The organism is Ureibacillus thermosphaericus, assembly GCF_012396605.1.
Lineage (GTDB): Bacteria > Bacillota > Bacilli > Bacillales_A > Planococcaceae > Ureibacillus > Ureibacillus thermosphaericus.
In genome coordinates, this window is sequence record NZ_JAAXPW010000014.1 from 32,231 (window position 1) to 53,943 (window position 21,713).

The 21,713-nt window shown below is 35.8% G+C and carries 22 protein-coding genes; 2 read left to right on the forward strand and 20 right to left on the reverse strand.

Annotated features, from left to right (window positions below; all coding sequences use genetic code 11):
• Positions 1-160: 160 nt before the first annotated feature.
• From HF990_RS07455 to HF990_RS07490, 8 genes are all read right to left on the reverse strand, one after another.
• Complete coding sequence (locus HF990_RS07455) at positions 161-1,282, reverse strand: Nif3-like dinuclear metal center hexameric protein (RefSeq protein WP_168412337.1); 1,122 nt, start codon at positions 1,280-1,282, stop codon at positions 161-163.
• Positions 1,282-1,977 carry a tRNA (adenine(22)-N(1))-methyltransferase gene (locus tag HF990_RS07460; protein ID WP_168412320.1) on the reverse strand — a complete coding sequence of 232 codons (696 nt, stop codon included), beginning with the start codon at positions 1,975-1,977 and terminating at the stop codon, positions 1,282-1,284. The genes HF990_RS07455 and HF990_RS07460 overlap by 1 nt, the downstream gene beginning before the upstream one ends.
• 89 nt (positions 1,978-2,066) lie before the next feature.
• Positions 2,067-2,411, reverse strand: coding sequence for a c-type cytochrome (locus tag HF990_RS07465; RefSeq protein WP_016839008.1), 345 nt, complete (start codon positions 2,409-2,411; stop codon positions 2,067-2,069).
• A gap of 275 nt (positions 2,412-2,686) precedes the next feature.
• Complete coding sequence (locus HF990_RS07470) at positions 2,687-3,247, reverse strand: hypothetical protein (RefSeq protein ID WP_168412321.1); 561 nt, start codon at positions 3,245-3,247, stop codon at positions 2,687-2,689.
• 792 nt (positions 3,248-4,039) lie between these two features.
• Positions 4,040-5,164, reverse strand: a complete 1,125-nt coding sequence (gene rpoD / locus HF990_RS07475; protein WP_016838553.1) for an RNA polymerase sigma factor RpoD — start codon at positions 5,162-5,164, stop codon at positions 4,040-4,042.
• A gap of 31 nt (positions 5,165-5,195) precedes the next feature.
• Positions 5,196-7,016: a DNA primase gene (gene dnaG / locus HF990_RS07480; protein WP_168412322.1), complete on the reverse strand. Its 1,821-nt coding sequence runs from the start codon at positions 7,014-7,016 to the stop codon at positions 5,196-5,198.
• Between the two features lie 220 nt (positions 7,017-7,236).
• Entirely contained in the window at positions 7,237-8,052 is an 816-nt protein-coding gene (locus tag HF990_RS07485) for a pyruvate, water dikinase regulatory protein (RefSeq protein ID WP_168412323.1), read from the reverse strand.
• A gap of 11 nt (positions 8,053-8,063) precedes the next feature.
• Complete coding sequence (locus tag HF990_RS07490) at positions 8,064-8,702, reverse strand: helix-turn-helix transcriptional regulator (RefSeq protein ID WP_016838556.1); 639 nt, start codon at positions 8,700-8,702, stop codon at positions 8,064-8,066.
• 382 nt (positions 8,703-9,084) lie between these two features.
• Here HF990_RS07490 and HF990_RS07495 point away from each other — a divergent pair, with 382 nt between their 5' ends.
• Both HF990_RS07495 and HF990_RS07500 read left to right on the forward strand, forming a co-directional pair.
• Positions 9,085-10,470 carry a glycine--tRNA ligase gene (locus HF990_RS07495; protein ID WP_016838557.1) on the forward strand — a complete coding sequence of 462 codons (1,386 nt, stop codon included), beginning with the start codon at positions 9,085-9,087 and terminating at the stop codon, positions 10,468-10,470.
• Positions 10,471-10,636: 166 nt separating this feature from the next.
• Positions 10,637-11,116: a hypothetical protein gene (locus tag HF990_RS07500; protein WP_168412324.1), complete on the forward strand. Its 480-nt coding sequence runs from the start codon at positions 10,637-10,639 to the stop codon at positions 11,114-11,116.
• A gap of 45 nt (positions 11,117-11,161) precedes the next feature.
• Here HF990_RS07500 and recO read toward each other — a convergent pair whose 3' ends face one another.
• From recO to HF990_RS07560, 12 genes are all read right to left on the reverse strand, one after another.
• On the reverse strand, positions 11,162-11,956 hold the full coding sequence (gene recO / locus HF990_RS07505; RefSeq protein ID WP_168412325.1) for a DNA repair protein RecO: 795 nt from the start codon (positions 11,954-11,956) through the stop codon (positions 11,162-11,164).
• Between the two features lie 125 nt (positions 11,957-12,081).
• Positions 12,082-12,996: a GTPase Era gene (gene era / locus HF990_RS07510; protein WP_016838560.1), complete on the reverse strand. Its 915-nt coding sequence runs from the start codon at positions 12,994-12,996 to the stop codon at positions 12,082-12,084.
• Complete coding sequence (locus HF990_RS07515) at positions 12,989-13,390, reverse strand: cytidine deaminase (RefSeq protein ID WP_016838561.1); 402 nt, start codon at positions 13,388-13,390, stop codon at positions 12,989-12,991. Before HF990_RS07515 ends, era begins: the two co-directional genes overlap by 8 nt.
• Before the next feature lie 20 nt (positions 13,391-13,410).
• Positions 13,411-13,761, reverse strand: a complete 351-nt coding sequence (locus HF990_RS07520) for a diacylglycerol kinase family protein (RefSeq protein ID WP_016838562.1) — start codon at positions 13,759-13,761, stop codon at positions 13,411-13,413.
• Entirely contained in the window at positions 13,754-14,236 is a 483-nt protein-coding gene (ybeY, locus tag HF990_RS07525) for an rRNA maturation RNase YbeY (protein ID WP_168412326.1), read from the reverse strand. Before ybeY ends, HF990_RS07520 begins: the two co-directional genes overlap by 8 nt.
• 8 nt (positions 14,237-14,244) lie before the next feature.
• Complete coding sequence (locus HF990_RS07530) at positions 14,245-16,368, reverse strand: HD family phosphohydrolase (protein ID WP_168412327.1); 2,124 nt, start codon at positions 16,366-16,368, stop codon at positions 14,245-14,247.
• Positions 16,369-16,481: 113 nt separating this feature from the next.
• The gene (locus HF990_RS07535; RefSeq protein WP_016838565.1) at positions 16,482-17,438 is read right to left on the reverse strand and encodes a PhoH family protein; all 957 of its coding nucleotides are present in this window, start codon (positions 17,436-17,438) and stop codon (positions 16,482-16,484) included.
• 2 nt (positions 17,439-17,440) lie between these two features.
• Entirely contained in the window at positions 17,441-18,568 is a 1,128-nt protein-coding gene (locus tag HF990_RS07540) for a sporulation protein YqfD (RefSeq protein ID WP_016838566.1), read from the reverse strand.
• A complete protein-coding gene (locus tag HF990_RS07545) occupies positions 18,552-18,806 on the reverse strand; it encodes a hypothetical protein (protein ID WP_016838567.1) in 255 nt (84 codons plus the stop codon). The genes HF990_RS07540 and HF990_RS07545 overlap by 17 nt, the downstream gene beginning before the upstream one ends.
• Positions 18,807-18,863: 57 nt before the next feature.
• Positions 18,864-19,301 (reverse strand): hypothetical protein, encoded by a 438-nt coding sequence (locus tag HF990_RS07550; RefSeq protein WP_096551216.1) that lies wholly within the window; start codon positions 19,299-19,301, stop codon positions 18,864-18,866.
• Between the two features lie 30 nt (positions 19,302-19,331).
• Complete coding sequence (gene floA / locus HF990_RS07555) at positions 19,332-20,324, reverse strand: flotillin-like protein FloA (RefSeq protein WP_016838569.1); 993 nt, start codon at positions 20,322-20,324, stop codon at positions 19,332-19,334.
• A gap of 2 nt (positions 20,325-20,326) precedes the next feature.
• Positions 20,327-21,652 carry an NfeD family protein gene (locus HF990_RS07560; protein WP_168412328.1) on the reverse strand — a complete coding sequence of 442 codons (1,326 nt, stop codon included), beginning with the start codon at positions 21,650-21,652 and terminating at the stop codon, positions 20,327-20,329.
• Positions 21,653-21,713 lie beyond the last annotated feature (61 nt).

Below are 21,713 nucleotides of genomic sequence, written 5' to 3' on the forward strand. Positions count from 1 at the left end.
GACTATTATCCATTGGAGATTGGCAATTATTGTCACATATTTGACTATTATCGGACCTTTCGTATACGAATTTTTCTCGCCTGTTTTCTGTACTCAAATAAAAAATTGAGCGAATGAAAAACAAATTGTTTTCTCATTCGCTCACGTAACTTTTAATTTCCTATATAAAAATAAATGGTTCTGTATTTACTTCTGATTCAATAAATTCTACATCAAGCTTATTCTCCTTACACAGGCTTGTCATTTTTTCTTTAACGCCTTTTATCATCACTTTTTCAACATGATGGCCGGGGTCCACAATATTTAGTCCTATCGCTTGTGCTTCTTGAGCAACATGGAAATACATGTCTCCTGTTACAAATACATCCGCACCAGCTCTTTTTGCAATATGGATATATTTATTTCCATCTCCTCCAAGTACAGCAACTTTTGAAACTGTACTGTTTTCATTCCCTACTATACGAACCATTGGAACTTGTAGTCTTTTTTTTACATAATCAGCAAATTGTCGCAAACTCATAGGTTCCTTCAAAATTCCGATGCGTCCAATACCGTATTCATTCGTTTCTTGAGCTAGAGTATAAAGATCATATGCTGGTTCTTCATATGGATGTGCATTTAACATTGCTTTTAATATTCGGTTTTTCATTGATGTTGGAAATACTACTTCTATTTTTTCTTCATCGGTTACTTCGATCTCTCCAACATCACCGATATATGGATTAGCACCTTCTAATGGACGAAAACGCCCTTTTCCATCCGTTGAATAACTGCAAGAATCATAATTCCCTATCTTCCCGGCACCTGCTTTTGCTAGGACATATCGAAGTTCATCCGCATGCTCATCAGGCACAAACACTGCTAACTTCATTAAATGTTCTGAATACGTTTTTTCTAAAATTTCACGATTTTGTAATTGTAAAGCATCAGCCAGCAAATCGTTGACGCCGCCTTCAGCAACATCTAGATTCGTATGAGCTGCATAAACAGCAATATCATTTTTCAATAGCTTTTCATATAGTCTTCCGCTCGGTGTATCTGTTCTTAAATTCGACAATTTCCGGAAAATAGGTGGATGGTGGGCAATAATTAATTGGCACCCTTTCTCTATAGCTTCATCTGCAACTTCTTGATTGACATCAAGAGTAACAAGCACTTTCGTAACTACTTTATTTAAAGTGCCTATTGCGAGTCCAATCGGATCATTTTCCATACAAGCAAGTTTTTTCGGTGACCAGCTCTCAAAAAGTTGAATGATTTCGTTTCCATTAGCTTGTTTCATCAATGGATTACCTCCTCAACTAGTGCTATTTGATGAAGCAATTCTTGACGTTTTCCAACGATTTCAGGAGTCGGCTCCGCATATTCTAATGATTTAAGTACTTTTTTCCAATGGTTTACTTCATTCGACCATTTTTTTAGAAATACCTCTGATTTTTCTTGAATTAATATGTTCCCCATCAAAATTTCTGCTTCAGTCAATTCCATGTTCCCTCGTTCTAATACGATGATTTCATAAATTTTTTGATCTTCCTCGACTATAGCTTCTTCAATAATCTTCCACTTGTTTTCTAATGCCCATTGTCGAATGACGCGTGCATGAATATTTGGTTGTAAGATGAGGCGATTAACGGTTTCGAGTTTTTCAGGATTTTTTTCTAAAATAGAGACGATTAAGGAACCACCCATTCCTGCAATCGTGATTGTATCAACATGATCGCTGCTCTCAATTGCTTCTAATCCGTCAGCAAGTCGAACAGTAATTTGATTTTCTAACCCTTCTTCTTTTACTTTCTTTAACGCTGACTGATAGGGTCCTTTCACTACTTCTCCTGCAACAGCTTTTTGTATGATTCCTTTATGGACTAAGTAACATGGTAGATAGGCATGATCTGAACCAATATCTGCAACAATTGCCCCTTTTGGCACAAAAGAAGCAACTTTTTCTAGTCGTTTGGAAAGATTTTGTGCATTCATGTAGTACCCGCCTTTATTGTAAAATTCTAACTCTCATTATATAAAAAAATAAACCCTTAGTCGCCTTTTGCAACTAAGGATTTATTTTTTTATTCTAATGAACTGATGTACTCAGCAATCGCGCGAGCTTCGTCACCAGTTTTAAGACCTGGAGTCATTGGAGTTCCTTCAATACCGTTTTCTAAAACGTCAACGATATGATCTGCATCAAGTCCAACTAATGAAGGTCCCATACCACCTTTTAAGTCGCCGCCGTGGCAACCAATACAAGCTTGAACTAGTGCTTCATCTCCTCCTGCACCTTCTTCAGTTGTTCCATGTTCACCTTCAGCTAATTCAGCTTGTTTTCCAACTCCATCTAATGACATAAAGAAGATAAGTGCGATACCGAATGCCATAATGAGGATATAAGGAACGATCGGATTATTTTTCATGTCTTTACCTCCCTTGTAGAATCATCAATGCTATAAATATAGAATATAGTCAACAACAATTATTGTACTTCATATTTCTTAAAACGAAAAGACCTAAACCATAACTTTTACAAGGAATGTAACAATTTCGACATTTTTTCACAATTTAGCCAAAGAATAAATTTCCGATTGAATAATTATATATTCATCATTTTTTCTATCAATTGTCTTTATTATTTCCTTTCAACAAAAAATTATATTTAAAAAACGAAATGAAAAACTACTTTTCGATCGAATTATAGGAAAAACAATTGATATGCAATAATGATAATGAATCCTAATACACCAGAAATTGTGAAATATAATAGTTTTAATTTAATACCTGTAATCGTCCACATAAAACAATTAGCTACTAATAAAGAATAAAGTACAACATTATTATTTTCGAAATATACTAAACTAACTTTTACTGAAATTCCAAAAATTAATAGCGCCGCAGCTACTTGTAAAATGGGAGCAATCAAATCATGCTTCTTTGCAAATTTGTATGAATATACAAGAAAAAGTATTGCTATTATTCCGACTATGAAAGCAGCGATATAAAAATATGCTGTCATAAGGAAAAGGAGTATTAAGAGTGCTGCTGTTATCGCCATTATTAATAAAGAAATAGTTGTTTTTTTACGTTTTTCTTTCATTTTAATTGATTTTTTAATACTAATATGATTTTGAAGTTGAATGTCTTCACCTTCAGTATAAAGTGTCATTAAAAAGTCGCAGTAATGTTCTGGTAATAACTTATTTTGCTTCCAAAATAAGATTTCATTGATTATGATTTGTTTTTTCGGATTATCCATAAACATTCACCAAATTTGTTTATTTATGTATTATTGTATAGTATTTTCTATATTTCGACATCCGTACAAAGTATTATCAAAGAAAATTTTTTATAATTTCAATCGAGTAGGAGGGAGCGATTAACTCCCGTCCTCTCACACCACCGTACGTACGGTTCCGTATACGGCGGTTCAATTAAGATGATTGACGCAAGTCTTTATAACTTCCGTGAATAGCTGTTCTCTTTATGCCAGTGGTCACTCCACCCTCCAAGAGGTCCCCCACGGGATTCACCGCTTCCTTCCTCAAGTGAGGTACTACGTTTTCTGTTTTCATCATGACTCACTGAATGCCAAGGGCTATTCTCTCTTAATTGTTCGGTCCTTCTTAGTTGTTCTAGACCAACTAATACTATGACCTCTGCTGACTTCTGACGGTTCAGCTACTTATCACTAAGTAGGTTATGAAGCGTACTTCACCTATCCGCCAGACCTCCCCGGGTAAGTACATGCACTTTCACACCATCTATCCGCCTCATCTACTCGATATGACCTTCGACAGAAAGAGCTTTGTTTTGTTTTGCAAACTCACTCAATCATACCTAGCCTTATATGAGGTTCGTGTTCCTCGGACCGGTGTTTTGCCTCCAGCTTCCTTCAGATTCCGCGTCACCACGGACACCCTTGCGTTAAGCTAACTGTTACTTCTGCCTTCACAGTTCGGGACTTACACCCTATAGATTACACCCATGCCAGGCGCACTAATAAAAAAGGTACCTAAAATTAGGTACCTTTACATTTCTCAGAATGATGTTACTCAAGAAAATCTTTTAGTCGCTTACTACGAGATGGATGACGTAGCTTTCTTAGTGCTTTTGCCTCAATTTGGCGAATACGTTCACGAGTCACCCCGAATACTTTCCCTACTTCTTCAAGAGTGCGTGTACGACCGTCATCTAAACCGAAACGAAGACGAAGCACATTTTCTTCTCGATCTGTTAAAGTATCTAAAACGTCTTCAAGCTGTTCTTTTAACAGTTCGTATGCTGCATGGTCAGCAGGAGATTGCGCTTCATGGTCTTCGATGAAATCGCCTAAATGCGAATCGTCTTCCTCACCAATTGGTGTTTCTAATGAAACCGGTTCTTGGGCAATTTTTAATATTTCACGAACTTTTTCAGGCGTTAAGTCCATTTCCTCTGCGATTTCTTCTGGCGTTGGTTCACGCCCTAAATCCTGCAATAATTGACGTTGGACGCGGACTAATTTATTAATCGTCTCCACCATGTGAACTGGTATACGAATCGTTCTTGCTTGGTCCGCAATCGCTCGCGTAATAGCTTGACGAATCCACCAAGTGGCATACGTAGAAAATTTAAATCCTTTTCGATGGTCGAATTTTTCTACTGCTTTAATTAATCCCATATTTCCTTCTTGAATTAAATCTAAGAAAAGCATTCCACGACCCACATAGCGTTTAGCAATCGAAACAACTAATCTTAAGTTTGCTTCCGCAAGTCGTTTACGAGCTTCCTCATCGCCTTGCTCAATACGTTCTGCAAGTTCAATTTCTTCTTCAGCAGTTAATAAATCTACACGCCCGATTTCTTTCAAATACATTCTGACAGGGTCATTGATTTTTACACCAGGAGGAACGCTTAAATCATTCAAATCAAATTCTTCTTCACTTGCTTCCTGTTTCGCAAGTGCTTCTTCTTCAAATTCTTCTTTTCCTTCCACACGAATATCATATTGGCTTTCTAATTCTTCAGCAAAATGAAAAATTTCCTCAGGTTCCAATTCAAATGGATCTAATTTTTTTGAAATATCATCCATGGATATACCATCATTTTTTGCTTTTTGTCGAAGAAAATTTTTCGCTTCTTCCAAGTTTTTTTCCAAAATTTCTCTTGAACGTTCTGACATATTGTCCGCCATAAACCTTCCTCCTTATAACAACCAATATCACTCAAATCGCAGATAATGTTTTTTTCAGTTCAATCATTCGTTGGACGAGTTCTAAAGCTTTTTTATATTCATGCATTCTTTCAGCTTCTTGGGAATCGTGCATGAGTTTTTCTATTTCAAGCTTTATGCGATGTTTTTTTAGTTGTTTTAAACAATCTTCAATCTCAGCCTCTTTAAATTCTGGATCGCGCTCTATTAATGCAGCTTCCATAACAATTTTTCGAAGTTCTGCATCATCCAAAATTTCTAAAAACCTTTGATAATCCGCAGTGCCATGCTCTTCGTAAAAGCCGATTAAGCGAACAAACACTGCCATATACTCATCATGAATAAATGGTTGCGAATCATCACTGTGTAAAATATTTTTCACTAGTTCCATATCAAACAACATATGTGAAAGGAGTAATCTTTCAGCACGTTCAGTCGCATTTAAATTTTTGGAATGAATTTGGCCACTAAATATTGTATTTTTTTGTTCAGCTCGTTTATAATTTTTAGAAAAGTCAGCATCTAATTTTCTGAATTGTGCATAAATAGCTTCTTCCGATATTTTTGTTTCTTTCGATAGTTCTTTAATATAAAGTTCTCGTTCGATAGGCGATGATTTTCCAACAAGATGCTCAAGCACTTCTTGAATATATTGCAAAATATCATTTTCAAATTGAAAATTTTTATTGCGTCGTGCATACATCATCATAAAAGCCATGTATGCATGTGGTTTTTCAATCATCTGTGCAAAGGACTCTGAACCATACTTCCGAATGTATTCGTCAGGATCTAATTGATCGGGTAGTACGACAACTTCAACATCCATTTGTTCGTTGTAAATCATTTCTGCGGCCCGTTTCGCTGCTTCCCAACCTGCATAATCACCGTCATAACAAACCACTACGTTTCGAACTAAGCGTTTTAGCCTTGTGATATGCTCTTTTGTTAAGGAAGTGCCCATCGTTGCCACAGCGTTGTCTATACCTGCTTTTTGCGCAGCAAGCACGTCCATAAATCCTTCCATTAATATAACTTGACGTTTTTTACGAATTGAAGCTCTAGCCTTGTCCAAATTAAAAAGAACTTCACTTTTTCGAAAAATCGGGGATTCTGGACTATTTAAATATTTCGCTTCTGATTCATTTGCCTCAAGAATTCGACCAGAAAAACCAATGACCTTTCCAAATTCGTTGCGAATTGGAAACATGATACGTCCTCGAAAGCGATCAAAGTAAGTATGGTCATTTTCCTTTTGGATGATGAGTCCACATTCAACCATTTCATCTAACGAAAAACCTTTTCGCTCTAGTAATACAGTCACTGAATCCCATACTGGCAATGAGTATCCTATACCATTGGATTCGATATCTTCCCTTGTAAATCCTCTTTTTAATAAATAATTTAATGCTTTTTCGCCTTCTTCTGTGTTCATCAATAAATGATGATAAAATTCAGCAACAAATTGATGGGCATTTATCATATTTTCTTCTTTTGGTGAATATCGGCGAAAATTTTTGTCCATACTTTGATTTTGGATATCAATATGTATGCCGATGCGCTCCCCTAATTTAGAAACCGCTTCAGGAAAGGATACATTTTCGATATCCATGACAAAGGTTATAACATTGCCCCCTGCACCACAACCAAAGCAATGGAATATTTGTTTGTCTTCAGAAACAGAAAAAGAAGGTGTATTTTCACCGTGGAAAGGACATAATCCAAACCAATTTCGCCCTCTTTTTGTTAACTGAATATATTCGCTGATTACATCAACGATATCCGATTCTGTTCGGATTTTTTCAATTAATTCTTCAGGAATTATTTTGCCTATCATTCCATCACCAACTTTGTTGCTAAATAACACAATTCGATAAAAAATTAAAAATTCCTTTAAAATGCGACAAAAAAACTTCACTTTTTATAATATTTATTTGTTAGAAATATTTTTACCACAATTTTATTATTATAAAACATTCTTTATGATTTTTCTATACTTATTTATAAAAAAATGAAAAAAAAACCTCCTCGATAATCTGGAGGTGTAAATAATTATCTTATTTTTTTAAACGCTCTAGTCGCTCAATGATGTCATTCGCTGTTTCTTCAACAGCTTTATTTGTAACATCGATGACTTGACAACCTAATTTTTCTACCACTTTATAAAAATGCGCAATTTCCCGTTCAATGCGATCTCTTTTTGCATAAATCGCATCATCACTTAGACCCAATGCAATTAACCTTTGTTTACGGATGACGTTTAGTTTTTCAGGAGAAATCACTAAACCAAAACATTTTCTTGGATCTACTTGAAATAATTCTTCAGGCGGTTCGACTTCTGGAACAATTGGAACATTGGCTACCTTATATCTTTTATGAGCCAAATATTGTGATAGTGGAGTTTTTGAAGTTCTAGATACGCCAATTAACACCACATCACTCAATAATATTCCTCTCGGATCTCGTCCATCATCATATTTTACGGCAAATTCGATCGCTTCTACTTTTTGAAAATAGTCATCGTCTAACTTATGAACTATTCCAGGTTCTTCTAACGGAAATTCTTCAAGTCTATTACTAAATAAATGAATAATAGGACCTAATAAATCAATGCAATCAATGTTATTTTGTTGACATAAATTATACATTAACTGACGTTTTTGTTTTTCTACTAATGTATACACTATAATTGCACCTTGCATCGCCGCAATTTCTACAATGTTTTTTATATGGTCATCATTTGAGATATGTGGGAATCTTCGGATAATGATGCCATCAAAATTTGGTCTAAATTGTGTAGCAGCTGCTTTAACCACTTGTTCTCCAGTTTCTCCGACAGAATCAGATACGACAAAGATTTTTAAGTTTTTCAAATTAGCACCTCTTACAAATCATTCGTCTCAGCTAATGAAATAAAAGCTTTTGTAATATTGGTTTTGGTTATACGACCGACAATTTCTAACCCATCTTCTTTCTCTTCTACAACTGGCAATGAGTCAACTTGTCGCTCGATCAATTTTTTAGCAGCATGAATGAGTGAATCATTCTTATGACAATACACAATATTCGGCATTCTCGTCATAATAATATGAACGGGAATCTTTGTTATAGCTTGAGTTCCAATACTTGTGCGAAGTAAATCTTTTCTTGAAAGCACACCTTGCAAACGGGATCGATCATCCACCACAAACAAGGTTCCAACATCTTCCAAGAACATTTGACAAATAGCATCATAAGCTGTCATATTCTCAGATACAACAACTGGCATAGATTGGAAATCTTTAACTTTTAAATTCATCATTGACTCTGTTACAGAAGCCATCGTTTTTTTGCCAGAATAAAAATACCCGACTCTAGGTCTGGCATCTAGAAACCCTGCCATTGTTAAAATTGCTAAATCTGGTCGAAGGGTTGCTCGAGTCAAGTTTAATTGTTCAGCAATTTTCTCCCCTGTTATTGGACCCTTCTCTTTAACAATTTGCAGAATTTTATCTTGACGTTGATTGAGTTCTATTGGACTCACCGCCTCAATTAGTGTTATACTTTTCTTAAATATTATATACTATTTTCTTTATAATTGCTAAGAAAAGTCCTACATGATAAAATAATGTCACAACTAATTAAAAAAATTACTATATTCAAATATTTTGGCAATGACAGGACTATAAGTATCTTTTCAACAAACAGCGAGTAGGGATGGTGAAAGCCTACACGAAAAGAGAAACGGCAGCCTCGAGCCATGATGAAAAAAAGAGGATTGCAATTCTATGAATGAAATGCAATCAATCGGGGTGGAACCGCGGGTGTAATTATGTATTCCAGCACTCGTCCCCGGGCTTATGGCCCGGAGACGGGTGCTTTTCTATTATTATTATGAAAAATAAAATTAAATAGGAGGAACAAAAATGGCTGTTCAATCAATGGAAACTATTGTGAATTTATCAAAACAACGTGGATTTGTATTTCCAGGTTCTGAAATATACGGGGGACTTGCTAATACATGGGATTATGGTCCTCTTGGTGTGGAACTGAAAAATAATATTAAAAAAGCATGGTGGCAAAAATTTGTTCAAGAGTCACCTTACAACGTTGGACTTGATGCAGCAATTTTAATGAATCCACGCACTTGGGAAGCATCAGGACATGTTGGAAACTTCAATGACCCAATGATTGATTGTAAACAATGTAAAGCAAGACATCGAGCTGATAAGTTAATAGAAGAAGCAGCTCTACAAAAAGGTGATGAAATTATCGTTGACGGCTTATCATTTGAAAAAATGGCAGAAATCATGAAGCAATATGATGTTTCCTGCCCTGATTGTGGTGCACAAGATTTCACTGAAATTCGCCAATTTAACTTAATGTTTAAAACATTCCAAGGTGTTACAGAAAGCTCTTCTAACGAAATTTATTTAAGACCAGAAACGGCTCAAGGTATTTTTGTTAACTTCAAAAACGTTCAACGTTCTATGCGCAAAAAACTTCCATTTGGTATTGCACAAATTGGTAAATCTTTCCGAAACGAAATTACGCCTGGTAACTTTACATTCCGTACGCGTGAATTCGAACAAATGGAGTTGGAGTTCTTCTGTAAACCTGGTGAAGATTTAGAATGGCAAAATTACTGGAAAGAATTTTGTAAAAACTGGTTGTTAAGTTTGGGCATGAGCGAAGAAAACATTCGCCTTCGCGATCATTCCGAAGAAGAATTATCCCACTATTCGAAAGCTACAACAGATATCGAATATAAATTCCCATTCGGTTGGGGCGAACTTTGGGGTATTGCAGACCGCACAGATTATGACTTGAAGCAACATATGCAATATTCAAACGAAGATTTCACTTACATCGATCCAGTTACAAATGAGCGTTACGTTCCTTACTGCATCGAACCATCTGTCGGAGCAGACCGTGTAACATTGGCATTCCTATGTGATGCATATGACGAAGAACAACTAGAAGATGGAGACAAACGCACAGTGCTTAGATTCCATCCGGTTATCGCTCCATTTAAAGCCGCAGTTCTTCCACTATCGAAAAAACTGTCAGAGGAAGCAACTGAAGTTTGGAACGAATTGCGCAAATATTTCCCAGTAGATTATGATGAATCTCAATCCATCGGTAAACGTTATCGCCGCCAAGACGAAATTGGAACACCATTCTGCATCACTTACGACTTCGATTCAAAAGAAGACGGTCAAGTGACTGTGCGTCATCGAGATTCAATGGAGCAAGTACGCATGCCAATTGCGGATGTAAAAGCTTATATTGAAAAGCACTTACAATTCTAATATTGCTTACATGATGAAAGCTGTACATGATTGTACAGCTTTTTTTCTTTTGTCTAATGATATGTTGTTCATTATTTTAAAATCAGAATTATCTGAATTAAATATACATATTCTTTCCCCCTCTAGTATAATTGAGTTAAGGGATTTTGGATTAGGGGGGAGCTATATGCTGTTTAGTTCATTTACAAGTTTTAAGAAACAACAAGAACTTCAAGTTAGCGACGTTTTCAGCCAATTAAAGAATATTGTGACAGCGATATTAAAGCGAGAAGTACCTTCCAATAGTTCCAACAGTCAATTAATATTCAATACAAATTTGAAAATTCAACAATATTTTCATGCGGCACAATATCACCGAAAACAGATCGATCTTACTACATCGCTTGGTGTGTTTCATAAAGAAGCTTACGAAAGTACAATAAAAAAATATAATCAACTTAAACTTTTGATGGATAGTTTTATTATTCTAAATATTGAAGAAGAACGAGAGAAAATCAATCATCGAATGAGACTTGTCGATGACAAAATTGAAAAGCTGTATTTGGAATTGAAAAATGTTAAACACATCCTAATTCCTGAGCTAGAGGAAAAATTTTGGCAAGCTTTTAAAGAAGATTTAATGCCTATTTTAGCTGAATTAAGATAATGATAGAAATATTAATACAATATATATTTCAATAAAAACAGGCGCCTAAAGTTTGTCGCCTGTTTTGTCTTTATTGTCTTTTTGTAACGAGTACAAAGCTTCTGATTTTTCAAGCTGTTCAATAAATGAACGAGACTTTAAACGCATACCTGTTTGTTCTTCATAAATCGTCGTTACAATTTTCTTGATAAAGTGTTTCGTTTCACGCTTTAACTCCAACTTTCCAATTTTCTCAATTGGAATAGTAGAAAACATGCGAATTAATTTTAATTGTGTTGGACTTAGCCGAATAATATAGGGGTCAACATGAAAACAACGGTGGCAAAGAAATCCTCCTTGTGAAAAGGAAAAGGCAAATTCCCCTTCTACCGCACCACAGGATGAACATTGATGCAAAATAGGCCTTACCCCTGCATAAGGAAGAAACTTCCAATCAACGAACAATGCGATTGCTTCTGGATCATGCTCATCTTCAATCGCATATAAAGCTTGTTTCAACACTTCGTAAGGAAATGGTTGCGGATTTCCCTCTTCTATTAATCGATCTACCATTTCCACAATGTAACTAGCATAAGCTGCTCGTAATATATCGGTTTGAATATGTCGCATCGAATTGATAAGCTCACCTTGCTGTAACGTGCCTATACCCGAAGATCGTTGTACAATGAAAATACCATGCATAAAAGTTTGAGATATTGACGCTAACCTGCTCCGCGGTTTCTTAGCACCTCTAGCCATCACTGCAACTTTTCCAGCTTCTTTTGTCATCAGTGTAACAATTTTATTTGATTCCCCATAATCTCTTGTTTTTAAAACAATGCCCTCTAATTTACTTAGCATCTGTTGCACATCCCTTTTCACTGAGGCATTCTAGAATCTTATTTAATAATGATTTCGATAAAAGGACGATGAATAAAAATTCATAAAGAGTGCGTCGTAAGTAATTAGACGCACTCTTAAACATTTTAATATTCATCTTCTCGATATCCAAAGTCTCTTAGGTATGTGATTTTATTTCGCCAATCCTTTTGAACCTTTACCCAAAGTTCTAAATAAACTTTTGAACCGAGGAGCATTTCAATATCTTTTCTTGCTTGAGTTCCGACTTCTTTTAGCAAAGATCCGCCTTTACCAATGATAATCCCTTTCTGCGAGTCCCGCTCAACCATAATCGTGGCATTCACGTGAATGAGATTTTCATTTTTTTCATCCCTGCGAATTTTATCAATGATAACCGCTACAGAATGAGGTATTTCTTCTCTCGTTAAATGTAATACTTTTTCACGAATCAGTTCTGATATGATAAAGCGCTCAGGATGATCTGTAACTTGGTCGCTTGGATAATATTGAGGTCCCTCTGGTAAGTAGTTTTCAATTGTTTCTAGCAATCGTTCTACATTATTCCCCTCCAATGCAGAGATTGGAATGATTTCTGCAAAATCCATTTTTTCTCTATAAGCATCAATAATTTCTAATAATTCATCTGGATGAATTTTATCTATTTTATTAATCACTAAAAACACCGGAGTATTCGTTTCACTTAACAATTCCATAATGAATTCGTCGCCTTTGCCAATCTTTTCTTCTGCATTAACCATAAACATAATTAAATCTACTTCACGCAGTGTATTTTTAGAGACCTTCACCATAAATTCGCCTAGTTTATGCTTCGGTTTATGAATTCCTGGTGTATCAATAAATACCATTTGGCTTTTTTCTCTCGTCAATACACCTTGTATTTTATTTCGAGTTGTTTGAGGTTTATCCGACATAATAGCAATTTTTTGGCCAATTACACGATTTAAAAATGTCGATTTTCCTACGTTTGGTCTACCAATAATTGAAATGAATCCTGATTTAAAACGATGATTGTCATGCATCTTTCATATCCTCCGAATTAAAAGCACTTGGTAATAATTGTTTTACAGTTGTTTTTTGTATTTTTCCTTGTAAATTTGCTAAATAAACAGGCATCTCTGGTGAACAAAATTCAGCCATTACCTGTCTACATGCACCGCATGGAGAAACGGGATTTTTTGTATCGGCAATGACAGCAATTGCCTCAAATTTTGTTTCCCCTTCTGAAACGGCTTTAAAAATTGCAGTTCGTTCTGCACAATTTGTCATACTAAAGCTAGCATTTTCAATATTACAACCGTGAAAAATTTTCCCGCTCTTCGTCAATAATGCGGCTCCAACAGAAAATTTAGAGTAAGGAGCATAGGCTTTTTCACGGGCGTGTTTCGCTTCATTCATTAACTTTTGTACATCCATATGTACGGATACGCCTCCTATTACATGAGAAACCATTTAGGCAGAAAAATAATCAATCCAATGAAAATGCTTGCGATTGCGGAAATGAGCACTGCACCAGCCGCAACATCCTTCGCTGCTTTTGCAAGAGCATGATATTCTGGTGAAACAAGATTGACGACTGTTTCTATTGCAGTATTCACCATTTCTAACGCAATCACAAGGGCCATCGTTAAGATTAACACCAGCCATTCCGCTGCACTTAATTGCGAACATAAGCCTGCAATCGTAACCAATACAGCACAAGTAACATGGATGCGCATATTTCGTTCTTTCATTGCAAATCGTATTCCTTCAATTGCATAGTGGAAAGAACGAAAAAATTTACGCATGAAAATCACGACCTAAGCCGTATGATGTGAGAATTTCCTCTTGTCTTGAAAACATTACTTTTTCGTCTTCTTCCGTCATATGATCATATCCTAATAAATGCAAAAATCCATGTACGGCAAGAAAACCAAGTTCTCTTTCAAATGTATGCCCGTACTCTTCTGCCTGTTCCCTCGTTCGATCGACAGAAATAATAATATCACCTAGAACACGAGGTAATTCTCCAACTCCAATAATTTCGATTTCTCCTTCGCCCATTTCTTCTAGAGCGAAGGAAATAACATCTGTCGGCTGGTCTTTGTCACGGTATTCACGATTTATTTCATGTATCTTTTCATTAGTTACAAAGGTAACAGAAACTTCTGCATTGTTGATATTTTCTATTTTCGCAGCATGTTGAAGCAATTTTTCAACAAGTTCGATATGTTCATCGCTTAATTTATTTGTCTCATCTAAAAAATCAATTGTTAAAGTCATAGTTCCTCCTAATTTTTATCCTCTTTTGGATACTCAATTCTAGAGTGGAACGTGCCATTTAGTGTTTCACAAAGCACTTTTTCAATTATTTTTAACTCCTTAATGGAAATATCGCATTCATCAAATTGTTGTTCCTCTAATTTATTTTTAATAATCGATTGCACTAAATTGCGAATTTTCTCAGCATTAGGTTGCTTCATGGAGCGAGCGGCCGCTTCTACACTATCAGCGATGCTAATGACCGCAATTTCTTTCGTTTGAGGTTTTGGCCCCGGATAGTGGAAGATGGACTCATCTTTAACTACGCCTTGTTCTTTTGCTTTATGCAAAAAATATTTTAACGAACTTGTGCCATGATGTTGAAGTGCAATATCAATAATTTCTTGTGGCATTTTATGTTTTTGTAAAATTTCTGCTCCATCATTTGTATGGGCTATAATAATTTCCGCACTTCTTTCTGGTGGCAGCGAGTCATGTGGGTTGATGCCTGACATTTGGTTCTCGACGAAGAATGCAGGGCGTCTCGTCTTCCCAATATCATGATAATAACTTCCTACTCGAGCAAGCAATCCATCTGCTCCAATAGCTTCACAAGCGGCTTCCGCTAAATTTGCGACCATGATGCTATGATGATACGTTCCAGGTGTTTCGGTTAATATTTTTTTCAATAGCGGATGATTTGGATTCGATAATTCGATTAATTTCATTGTCGACAAAATTCCAAAGGCTGATTCAAAGAATGGCAACAATCCCATCGTTAAAGCGCCAGACAACAAACCTGAAACTACTGCTGCCACTCCGTAAAATAATAATTCTAACGGTTCATAATGGGATTGGGACATTAATAAATAGAATGCAATAAATAATATATTAATAATAACTACAATTCCACAACCCTTTAATATATCAGAACGATTTTCAATCGATTTCATAAAGTAAATGCATGCATAGCCACCAAGCAATATATACAATGCAATTTCCATTTGCAATACTGCCGAATACCCTTCTTGGAATATAACACCTGCCGATGCGGCCGTGAGTAATGTTACTAGACTTGCAACTTTATGAGATGCTAATAAACTCACAAGCATAGTCGTTAAAGCAGAGGGAAATAAAAAGGCTATTTGGACTTCAAAATCATCTAATAAATTAATAAGTTCCATAAATCCGATTGAAAATAGATAAACAATTACCGTTGCAACAACTTGTTTTCTCTTTTTTTGCACATCAATATTAAGTTTGTCAAATAGGAAATAAAGAAAAGTCATTTGCAATATAACTAAAATTGCTAGTCCCAGTACAGGTTTTATAGATGCCTTATTATTTGTCATCCCTAATAATTCCAGCTGTCGATATTTTTCTCTGTCGATTAATTCGCCTTCTTGTACGATAATTTGACCTTGTAAAATACGAGTTGGTTCAACTGCTTGCCGTGCTCGTTGTTTTAATTCTTCAGTTTTTTCTTCATCCAACGTTTCCGTTTCGACAACTGCTACCCTTCCTAAAATAACTAATGGTGGTATAAGGGAATTACTAATACTCTCATGTGCACGAATTTTTGATTCTAATTCATTGCGCACGGATGTGACATTTTCCTTGCGTATTGGGACCGATAGAGTATCTTTCACTAGTTGAATCAATGTGGTATGAGCTTTACTTAATTCCTTTTCGTCCACAGTGATAAAAGTCCATAAATGTTCATCTGTGAATCGCAGGGAAGTTTGACTTTCAGTGATTTCCTTTAATTTATCTTGAAGCAGTTGAATTTGCTCTTCTTTCAATAATATTCTAGTACCATTTCCGGAAATTTCTTTTCGGACGTCCAAAATAATTTCATATATTGTTTCAATAAGCGCCACCCGATGATCGACAATTTCTTCATCAAAGACATATACGGATTCCACAGCATCTACTGCTGCTTGTCTCTCCTTCTCTGTTTTTTCAGTATCTTCTACGGTTTTCACAGCTCGTATTGTTTCTGGAGCTAATTGAAATGGTTGGACATCATATGTATCTCCTCGAACATTGCCAAACATGATAAAAAACTGTAATAGGCCAGTAATAAATAATATAGTAATCAGTAATACACGAAAACCGAACATGTCCAGTAATTTTATTAAGTGCTTATCCATAACGCACCCCCAATATTGTATATTAATAGTTTATCAATTTCTCGTTCGTTTTTCATTGGTAGAATTGGATTCTTTAGTAAATAAAAAATGTGTACGAACTGGCGTACACATTGTTATAGTTCTTGATCGAAATAGGCTTGAATAATTTTTGCCACAAGAGGATGCCTTACTACATCTCCTGCTTCCAAATAGGTAAAATGAATATCTTTCACATTTTTCAACACTCGTTCAGCAATCATCAATCCAGATTCTACATTTTTCGGTAAGTCAATTTGAGATTTATCTCCCGTAATAACCATTTTGGACCCAAATCCTAATCGAGTTAAAAACATTTTCATTTGCATATGGGTTGTATTTTGAGCTTCATCCAAAATAACAAAAGCATCATCTAACGTACGGCCACGCATATAAGCAAGTGGAGCAATTTCAATTGTTCCCCGCTCAATTAATCGTTGAGTATGTTCTGTTCCATAAATATCGTGTAAGGCATCGTATAATGGCCGTAAATATGGGTCAACTTTTTCTTTTAAATCACCAGGTAAAAATCCGAGCGACTCTCCTGCCTCTACAGCTGGACGTGTTAGAATGATTCGTTTAACATGTCCATTTTTTAATGCTTGTGTTGCCATGACTACTGCTAAATATGTTTTCCCCGTACCTGCAGGCCCGATGGCAAAAACTAAATCATGAGAACGAATAGCCTTTATATATTCACGTTGACCAATCGTTTTGGCACGGATAGGCTTGCCATTATGAGTTCTACCTATTTCAACGTCATATAACTCTGAAAAATATTCAAGTGTTCCTTTATTTAACATTTCAATGGCACTTGAAACGTCTCTTAAATCAATATTAATGCCTTTACGAATAACTTTTAATAATTCTTTTAGCAACAATGTTACTTGCTTCTTTTGTTCTACTTCACCTGTAATTTGAATGATTTCACCGCGAGTAATGATACGACAATTAAATGATTCTTCAATTAACTTTATATTAGCATCGCCCATTCCTAGAAGCATAATTGCTTCATTTGGGTTTTCAACATGTAACTCTGTTAATTCTTCAGCCATATCTAATCTCCTTGACTAATTGGATATTCTTTCGCAATATTTTCGTTTACCAAAAAAAGGACTTTCCCTTTAACTTTATCATCATCGAAGGTAACGTGCAAAATATTTTCTTTCTTGATAATCGTTTTTGGAGGTAGTGATTTTAAAATTTTTTCGTGCAATAGCGGCAAAATAAATGAGTCGATTTGATCTTCTGACAGTTCTTGTACAGTTGTAATATAATTTTGCGTCTTTTTGATTTCGATGTAATTTGAAATCCAATTTGGCAATTTGATTTTTTGAAACGATAACTCTTTCTCCTTTTCATCGCTATTTTTCAATCCAAATATCCACTTGCTGTCAGCGGCTGAAATGTATTTGACTTTCCTCGGTATCTCAAAACTCGTTTCTAGCCAGTAATCAGCATATACTTCTCCCTGCGCACCCACAGCCATATATTCATCTTCACCTACAGTAATGACTCCTGATACAAGAACATCTCCTTTATACACAGTCATATTTGGCATAACTCGACGCTCACCGCTTGTAATATTAAAATGAGTTATCACACCACTTTTCGAAGCAACTAAATGATATAGTCCGTCGCTTTTCTTTTCTTTATTTTCCGTTATTGGTGCTAGTTGGGGAACAATCGTCATACTGCTTCCCTTTTTGATAATATGCACCCAAGAAAGATCACGTATTTCTTCCATAATGGTTTGTCGTATTTCAAAATCGGATACAAGTTTTCGCTTTAACACAGGATTGTCTAGTTGTAATTTTTCATCTATTATCTTTTCAACTTTCGCCTTCAATTCTGGCGTACTTGCTTCCACTTCAACTTTCCAAATAAATTGTGAACAGATGATGGGGATGAAAATCAACAGTATTATTCCAATAATTGTCCAACCAGTTTTTTGAAAAATCCTTGATTGTTGCAGGTAACGTATTTTTACTTTCAAATTTAATTTTTTCCGCAATGAACGTACAATAGTCACATCTTTTCTAGAAATTTCAAATTTGACTTCATCCTCTAAAAACTCTATTTCTCGTAATTTCACTCGATTTTGTTGTAAGCGTCGAATCAATTCATGTACGTTTCCACTGCGAGAAACACGAATTTCTACAGGGCGGCTATCGTATAATTTCATTTTCATTCACCTGTCGCTTCATTTCAAAATTTTTTAACTGATCAACATGTACTAAAATTTCTTCTTCTTTTAGTACATTAATATGTACTTTGTCAGCCTCAATCATCACGAGAAAACCTTCATAATAAAACTTACAATGATGCTCCGATGCTTCTAAAAATTTATAGTTTCCTATCATTCGTAATTGGCGACAATTCATCATTTCAATTATAGGGTCAATCTGGAATAATTTTTTCAAAAAAAACTGCCCTCCCTTTCACCAAGTATATGCTTAGGAATGGGAGGACATGATTTTTTACCGTTTTTTCGATTTTGGTGGTCCTAAAATTTCTTGTGTAATGATAGCATTCCTTAACGCTTCTTTTGAAGATAAGAATGGAAGTTTATGACTTACCTGTGGATGAGATTTCGTTTCTTTCGTTACGACAGGAGTTTGATTTGAACGTTCTTTTAACTCGACATTATTGGGCACAGGTTGTACTTGTTGTTGTATTGGTGAAGGTTCTTGCTCCTTCTCATCTACCATTACGGATTCTCTCTGTTTTACTTCCTTTTCTTCCGTTAATTGTTTCATCACTTCATTTGCAAATTCATCTAATGTTTTGATTTCAATTTTTGGTCTTTGACGATGTTCTTTTTGAATAGGAGGGGTAGATTGATCATGCCGTCTTTTTGACGAGCTAAAAAAAGAACTAACTAGAGCTATAATGATAAATAGAATTAAACTCTCCAACTATAACACTCCTTTCTGGAGGAGTATCTCTTAATCCTCTTGTTGATTCTTTGTCACATTTGCAATAGAATCACGCATTGCAGTGTCCGCTTGAATATTTTTGTAATTCATATAATCCATAATTCCTAAATTACCAGATCGTAAAGCTTCCGCCATTGCCATCGGAATTTGTGCTTCAGCTTCTACTACTTTTGCTTTCATTTCTTGGGTTTTAGCAACCATTTCTTGCTCTTTCGCTACTGCCATTGCACGACGTTCTTCCGCCTTCGCTTGAGCGATATTTTTATCAGCCTGAGCTTGCTCAATTTGCAATTCTGCCCCAATATTTTTACCAACATCCACATCTGCAATATCGATGGATAAAATCTCAAAAGCTGTTCCGGCATCTAATCCTTTTTTCAACACAGTTTGAGAAATCAAATCTGGATTTTCTAAAACTTTTGAATGGGATTCACTCGAACCAATCGTTGAAACAATCCCTTCACCAACGCGGGCAATCACCGTATCTTCGCCCGCACCACCGACTAAACGGTCTAAATTTGCACGTACAGTAATTCTTGCCTTAGCCTTTACTTCAATCCCGTTAAGGGCAACACCAGCAATAAACGGTGTTTCAATAACTTTAGGATTTACTGACATTTGAACCGCTTCTAATACGTCTCGACCAGCTAAGTCGATTGCAGCGGCACGTTCAAAAGATAATTCGATATTTGCTCTTTGCGCAGCAATTAATGCATTTACAACGCGGTCAACGTTACCACCAGCTAAATAATGGGACTCTAATTGATTGATTGTCACATCTAAACCAGCTTTATGAGCTTTAATTAATGGATTTACAATACGACCAGGAATTACTCGACGTAATCTCATTCCAATCAAAGTTAAAATGCTTACTCGCACGCCAGCAGCTAAAGCGCTAATCCACAGACCTACTGGTACGAATGTAAAGAAAATTCCTAATACAATGATTGCAAAGACAATTCCAACAATGGAAGTGACGAATAAACCATCAATAAACATCATGCTTAATCTCCCTCTTTCTCTTTTATTTCTCTAACAACAATGCGTGACCCCTCTACTTCAATCACTTTAACTTTTTTGTTGGAATCGATGTAACTACCTTCTGAAACAACATCGATTCTTTCATCGTCTACTAATACCGTTCCAGAGGGACGCAATGGTGTAATCGTTATTCCTTCTTTCCCAATTAAATCAATGCGATTGACATTGGATACATAACCTTCTTCTGTGGAGGTTGCCTCCTTCAAGACGAGTTTGCTAAAGACATGTAGATTTTTTCCGAAAAACTTCACTAATACCACCATTCCTATTATGGCAATTGCCAATGCTATGATAATTGAATAAGCCATATGAACGATACTTTCACCAGCAAATAATAGACTGATGATCATTATAGCACCACCAACGAGGCCTAAAATTCCTCCAGGCACAAATAGCTCAGCAATTAGAAAAACAGAACCGATTATAAATAGTATAATCGTTTCAAGACCTGCAAAACCTGCTACTGTGTGGCCGAAGAAAAATAAAATTAATGAAATTATACCAATGATACCCGGTGCCCCAAAACCAGGAGAAAATAGTTCTAGCACTAAACCTAGAGAGGCGATTGTTAACAATAACGTTACCACAATCGGGTTCGTTAAAAATCTAGCCAGTTTTTCAGCAAATGTTTCATGAATGGAAAAAACTTCGCTATTCTCAAAACCTGTTTTCGCTAACAATTCATTTAAATTTTCAACCGTTCCATTAGAATACTCGATCCGATAAGCTTCTTCTGCTGTTAGTGTTAACAGTTTCCCTTTCGGACTATTCAATTCTGGCAAATCAAGGCTAGCATCCGCCATCGCTCGAGCATAATCTGGATTTCGATTGGTTGATTCTGCTGCAGCTTGCATATTTTTAATCCATGCGCTATTCGCTTTTTCACTTGCAGCATTTCCATTCATATCGATAATTTGTGCCGCTCCCATCGTCGCATTTGGTGTCATATAGATTTCATCTGCATGAAGAGCGATATAAGCACCTGCTGAAAGAGCTTTTGAGTTAATGAATGCTATAATTTTGGCAGGCGTCTCATCCATTAATTTTCCGATATCGTAAGCGACGTCAACATAGCCACCAGGGGTATGTATTTCAAGTACGATAGCATCTGCTTTATTTTCAATCGCCTCTTTAAAGGAACGTTTTAAAAATTCATATAAACCTCTTTCGATTTCATTTTCTAAAGGAATGTGATACACTTTTTCTTTCGCAAAAGTGTTATTCGGAAATAAGAAAAACAATGTAGCTGCTAAAAGTACAATCCATCGGAAAATGTGCGGCTTATTCATCTGTTCCCTCCTTCCTCAATATGGTTTACGTCTCAATTGAATGAAAAGTTTCAAATTTTTC

Bases quoted from the DNA above. Each gene is read 5' to 3' on its own strand.
- HF990_RS07455 (WP_168412337.1), bottom strand. From the start codon at position 1,282: ATGAAACAAGCTAATGGAAACGAAATCATTCAACTTTTTGAGAGCTGG.
- HF990_RS07460 (WP_168412320.1), bottom strand. From the start codon at position 1,977: ATGAATGCACAAAATCTTTCCAAACGACTAGAAAAAGTTGCTTCTTTT.
- HF990_RS07465 (WP_016839008.1), bottom strand. From the start codon at position 2,411: ATGAAAAATAATCCGATCGTTCCTTATATCCTCATTATGGCATTCGGT.
- HF990_RS07470 (WP_168412321.1), bottom strand. From the start codon at position 3,247: ATGGATAATCCGAAAAAACAAATCATAATCAATGAAATCTTATTTTGG.
- rpoD (WP_016838553.1), bottom strand. From the start codon at position 5,164: ATGGCGGACAATATGTCAGAACGTTCAAGAGAAATTTTGGAAAAAAAC.
- dnaG (WP_168412322.1), bottom strand. From the start codon at position 7,016: ATGATAGGCAAAATAATTCCTGAAGAATTAATTGAAAAAATCCGAACA.
- HF990_RS07495 (WP_016838557.1), top strand. From the start codon at position 9,085: ATGGCTGTTCAATCAATGGAAACTATTGTGAATTTATCAAAACAACGT.
- HF990_RS07500 (WP_168412324.1), top strand. From the start codon at position 10,637: ATGCTGTTTAGTTCATTTACAAGTTTTAAGAAACAACAAGAACTTCAA.
- recO (WP_168412325.1), bottom strand. From the start codon at position 11,956: ATGCTAAGTAAATTAGAGGGCATTGTTTTAAAAACAAGAGATTATGGG.
- era (WP_016838560.1), bottom strand. From the start codon at position 12,996: ATGCATGACAATCATCGTTTTAAATCAGGATTCATTTCAATTATTGGT.
- HF990_RS07515 (WP_016838561.1), bottom strand. From the start codon at position 13,390: ATGGATGTACAAAAGTTAATGAATGAAGCGAAACACGCCCGTGAAAAA.
- HF990_RS07520 (WP_016838562.1), bottom strand. From the start codon at position 13,761: ATGCGTAAATTTTTTCGTTCTTTCCACTATGCAATTGAAGGAATACGA.
- ybeY (WP_168412326.1), bottom strand. From the start codon at position 14,236: ATGACTTTAACAATTGATTTTTTAGATGAGACAAATAAATTAAGCGAT.
- HF990_RS07530 (WP_168412327.1), bottom strand. From the start codon at position 16,368: ATGGATAAGCACTTAATAAAATTACTGGACATGTTCGGTTTTCGTGTA.
- HF990_RS07535 (WP_016838565.1), bottom strand. From the start codon at position 17,438: ATGGCTGAAGAATTAACAGAGTTACATGTTGAAAACCCAAATGAAGCA.
- HF990_RS07540 (WP_016838566.1), bottom strand. From the start codon at position 18,568: ATGAAATTATACGATAGCCGCCCTGTAGAAATTCGTGTTTCTCGCAGT.
- floA (WP_016838569.1), bottom strand. From the start codon at position 20,324: ATGATGTTTATTGATGGTTTATTCGTCACTTCCATTGTTGGAATTGTC.
- HF990_RS07560 (WP_168412328.1), bottom strand. From the start codon at position 21,652: ATGAATAAGCCGCACATTTTCCGATGGATTGTACTTTTAGCAGCTACA.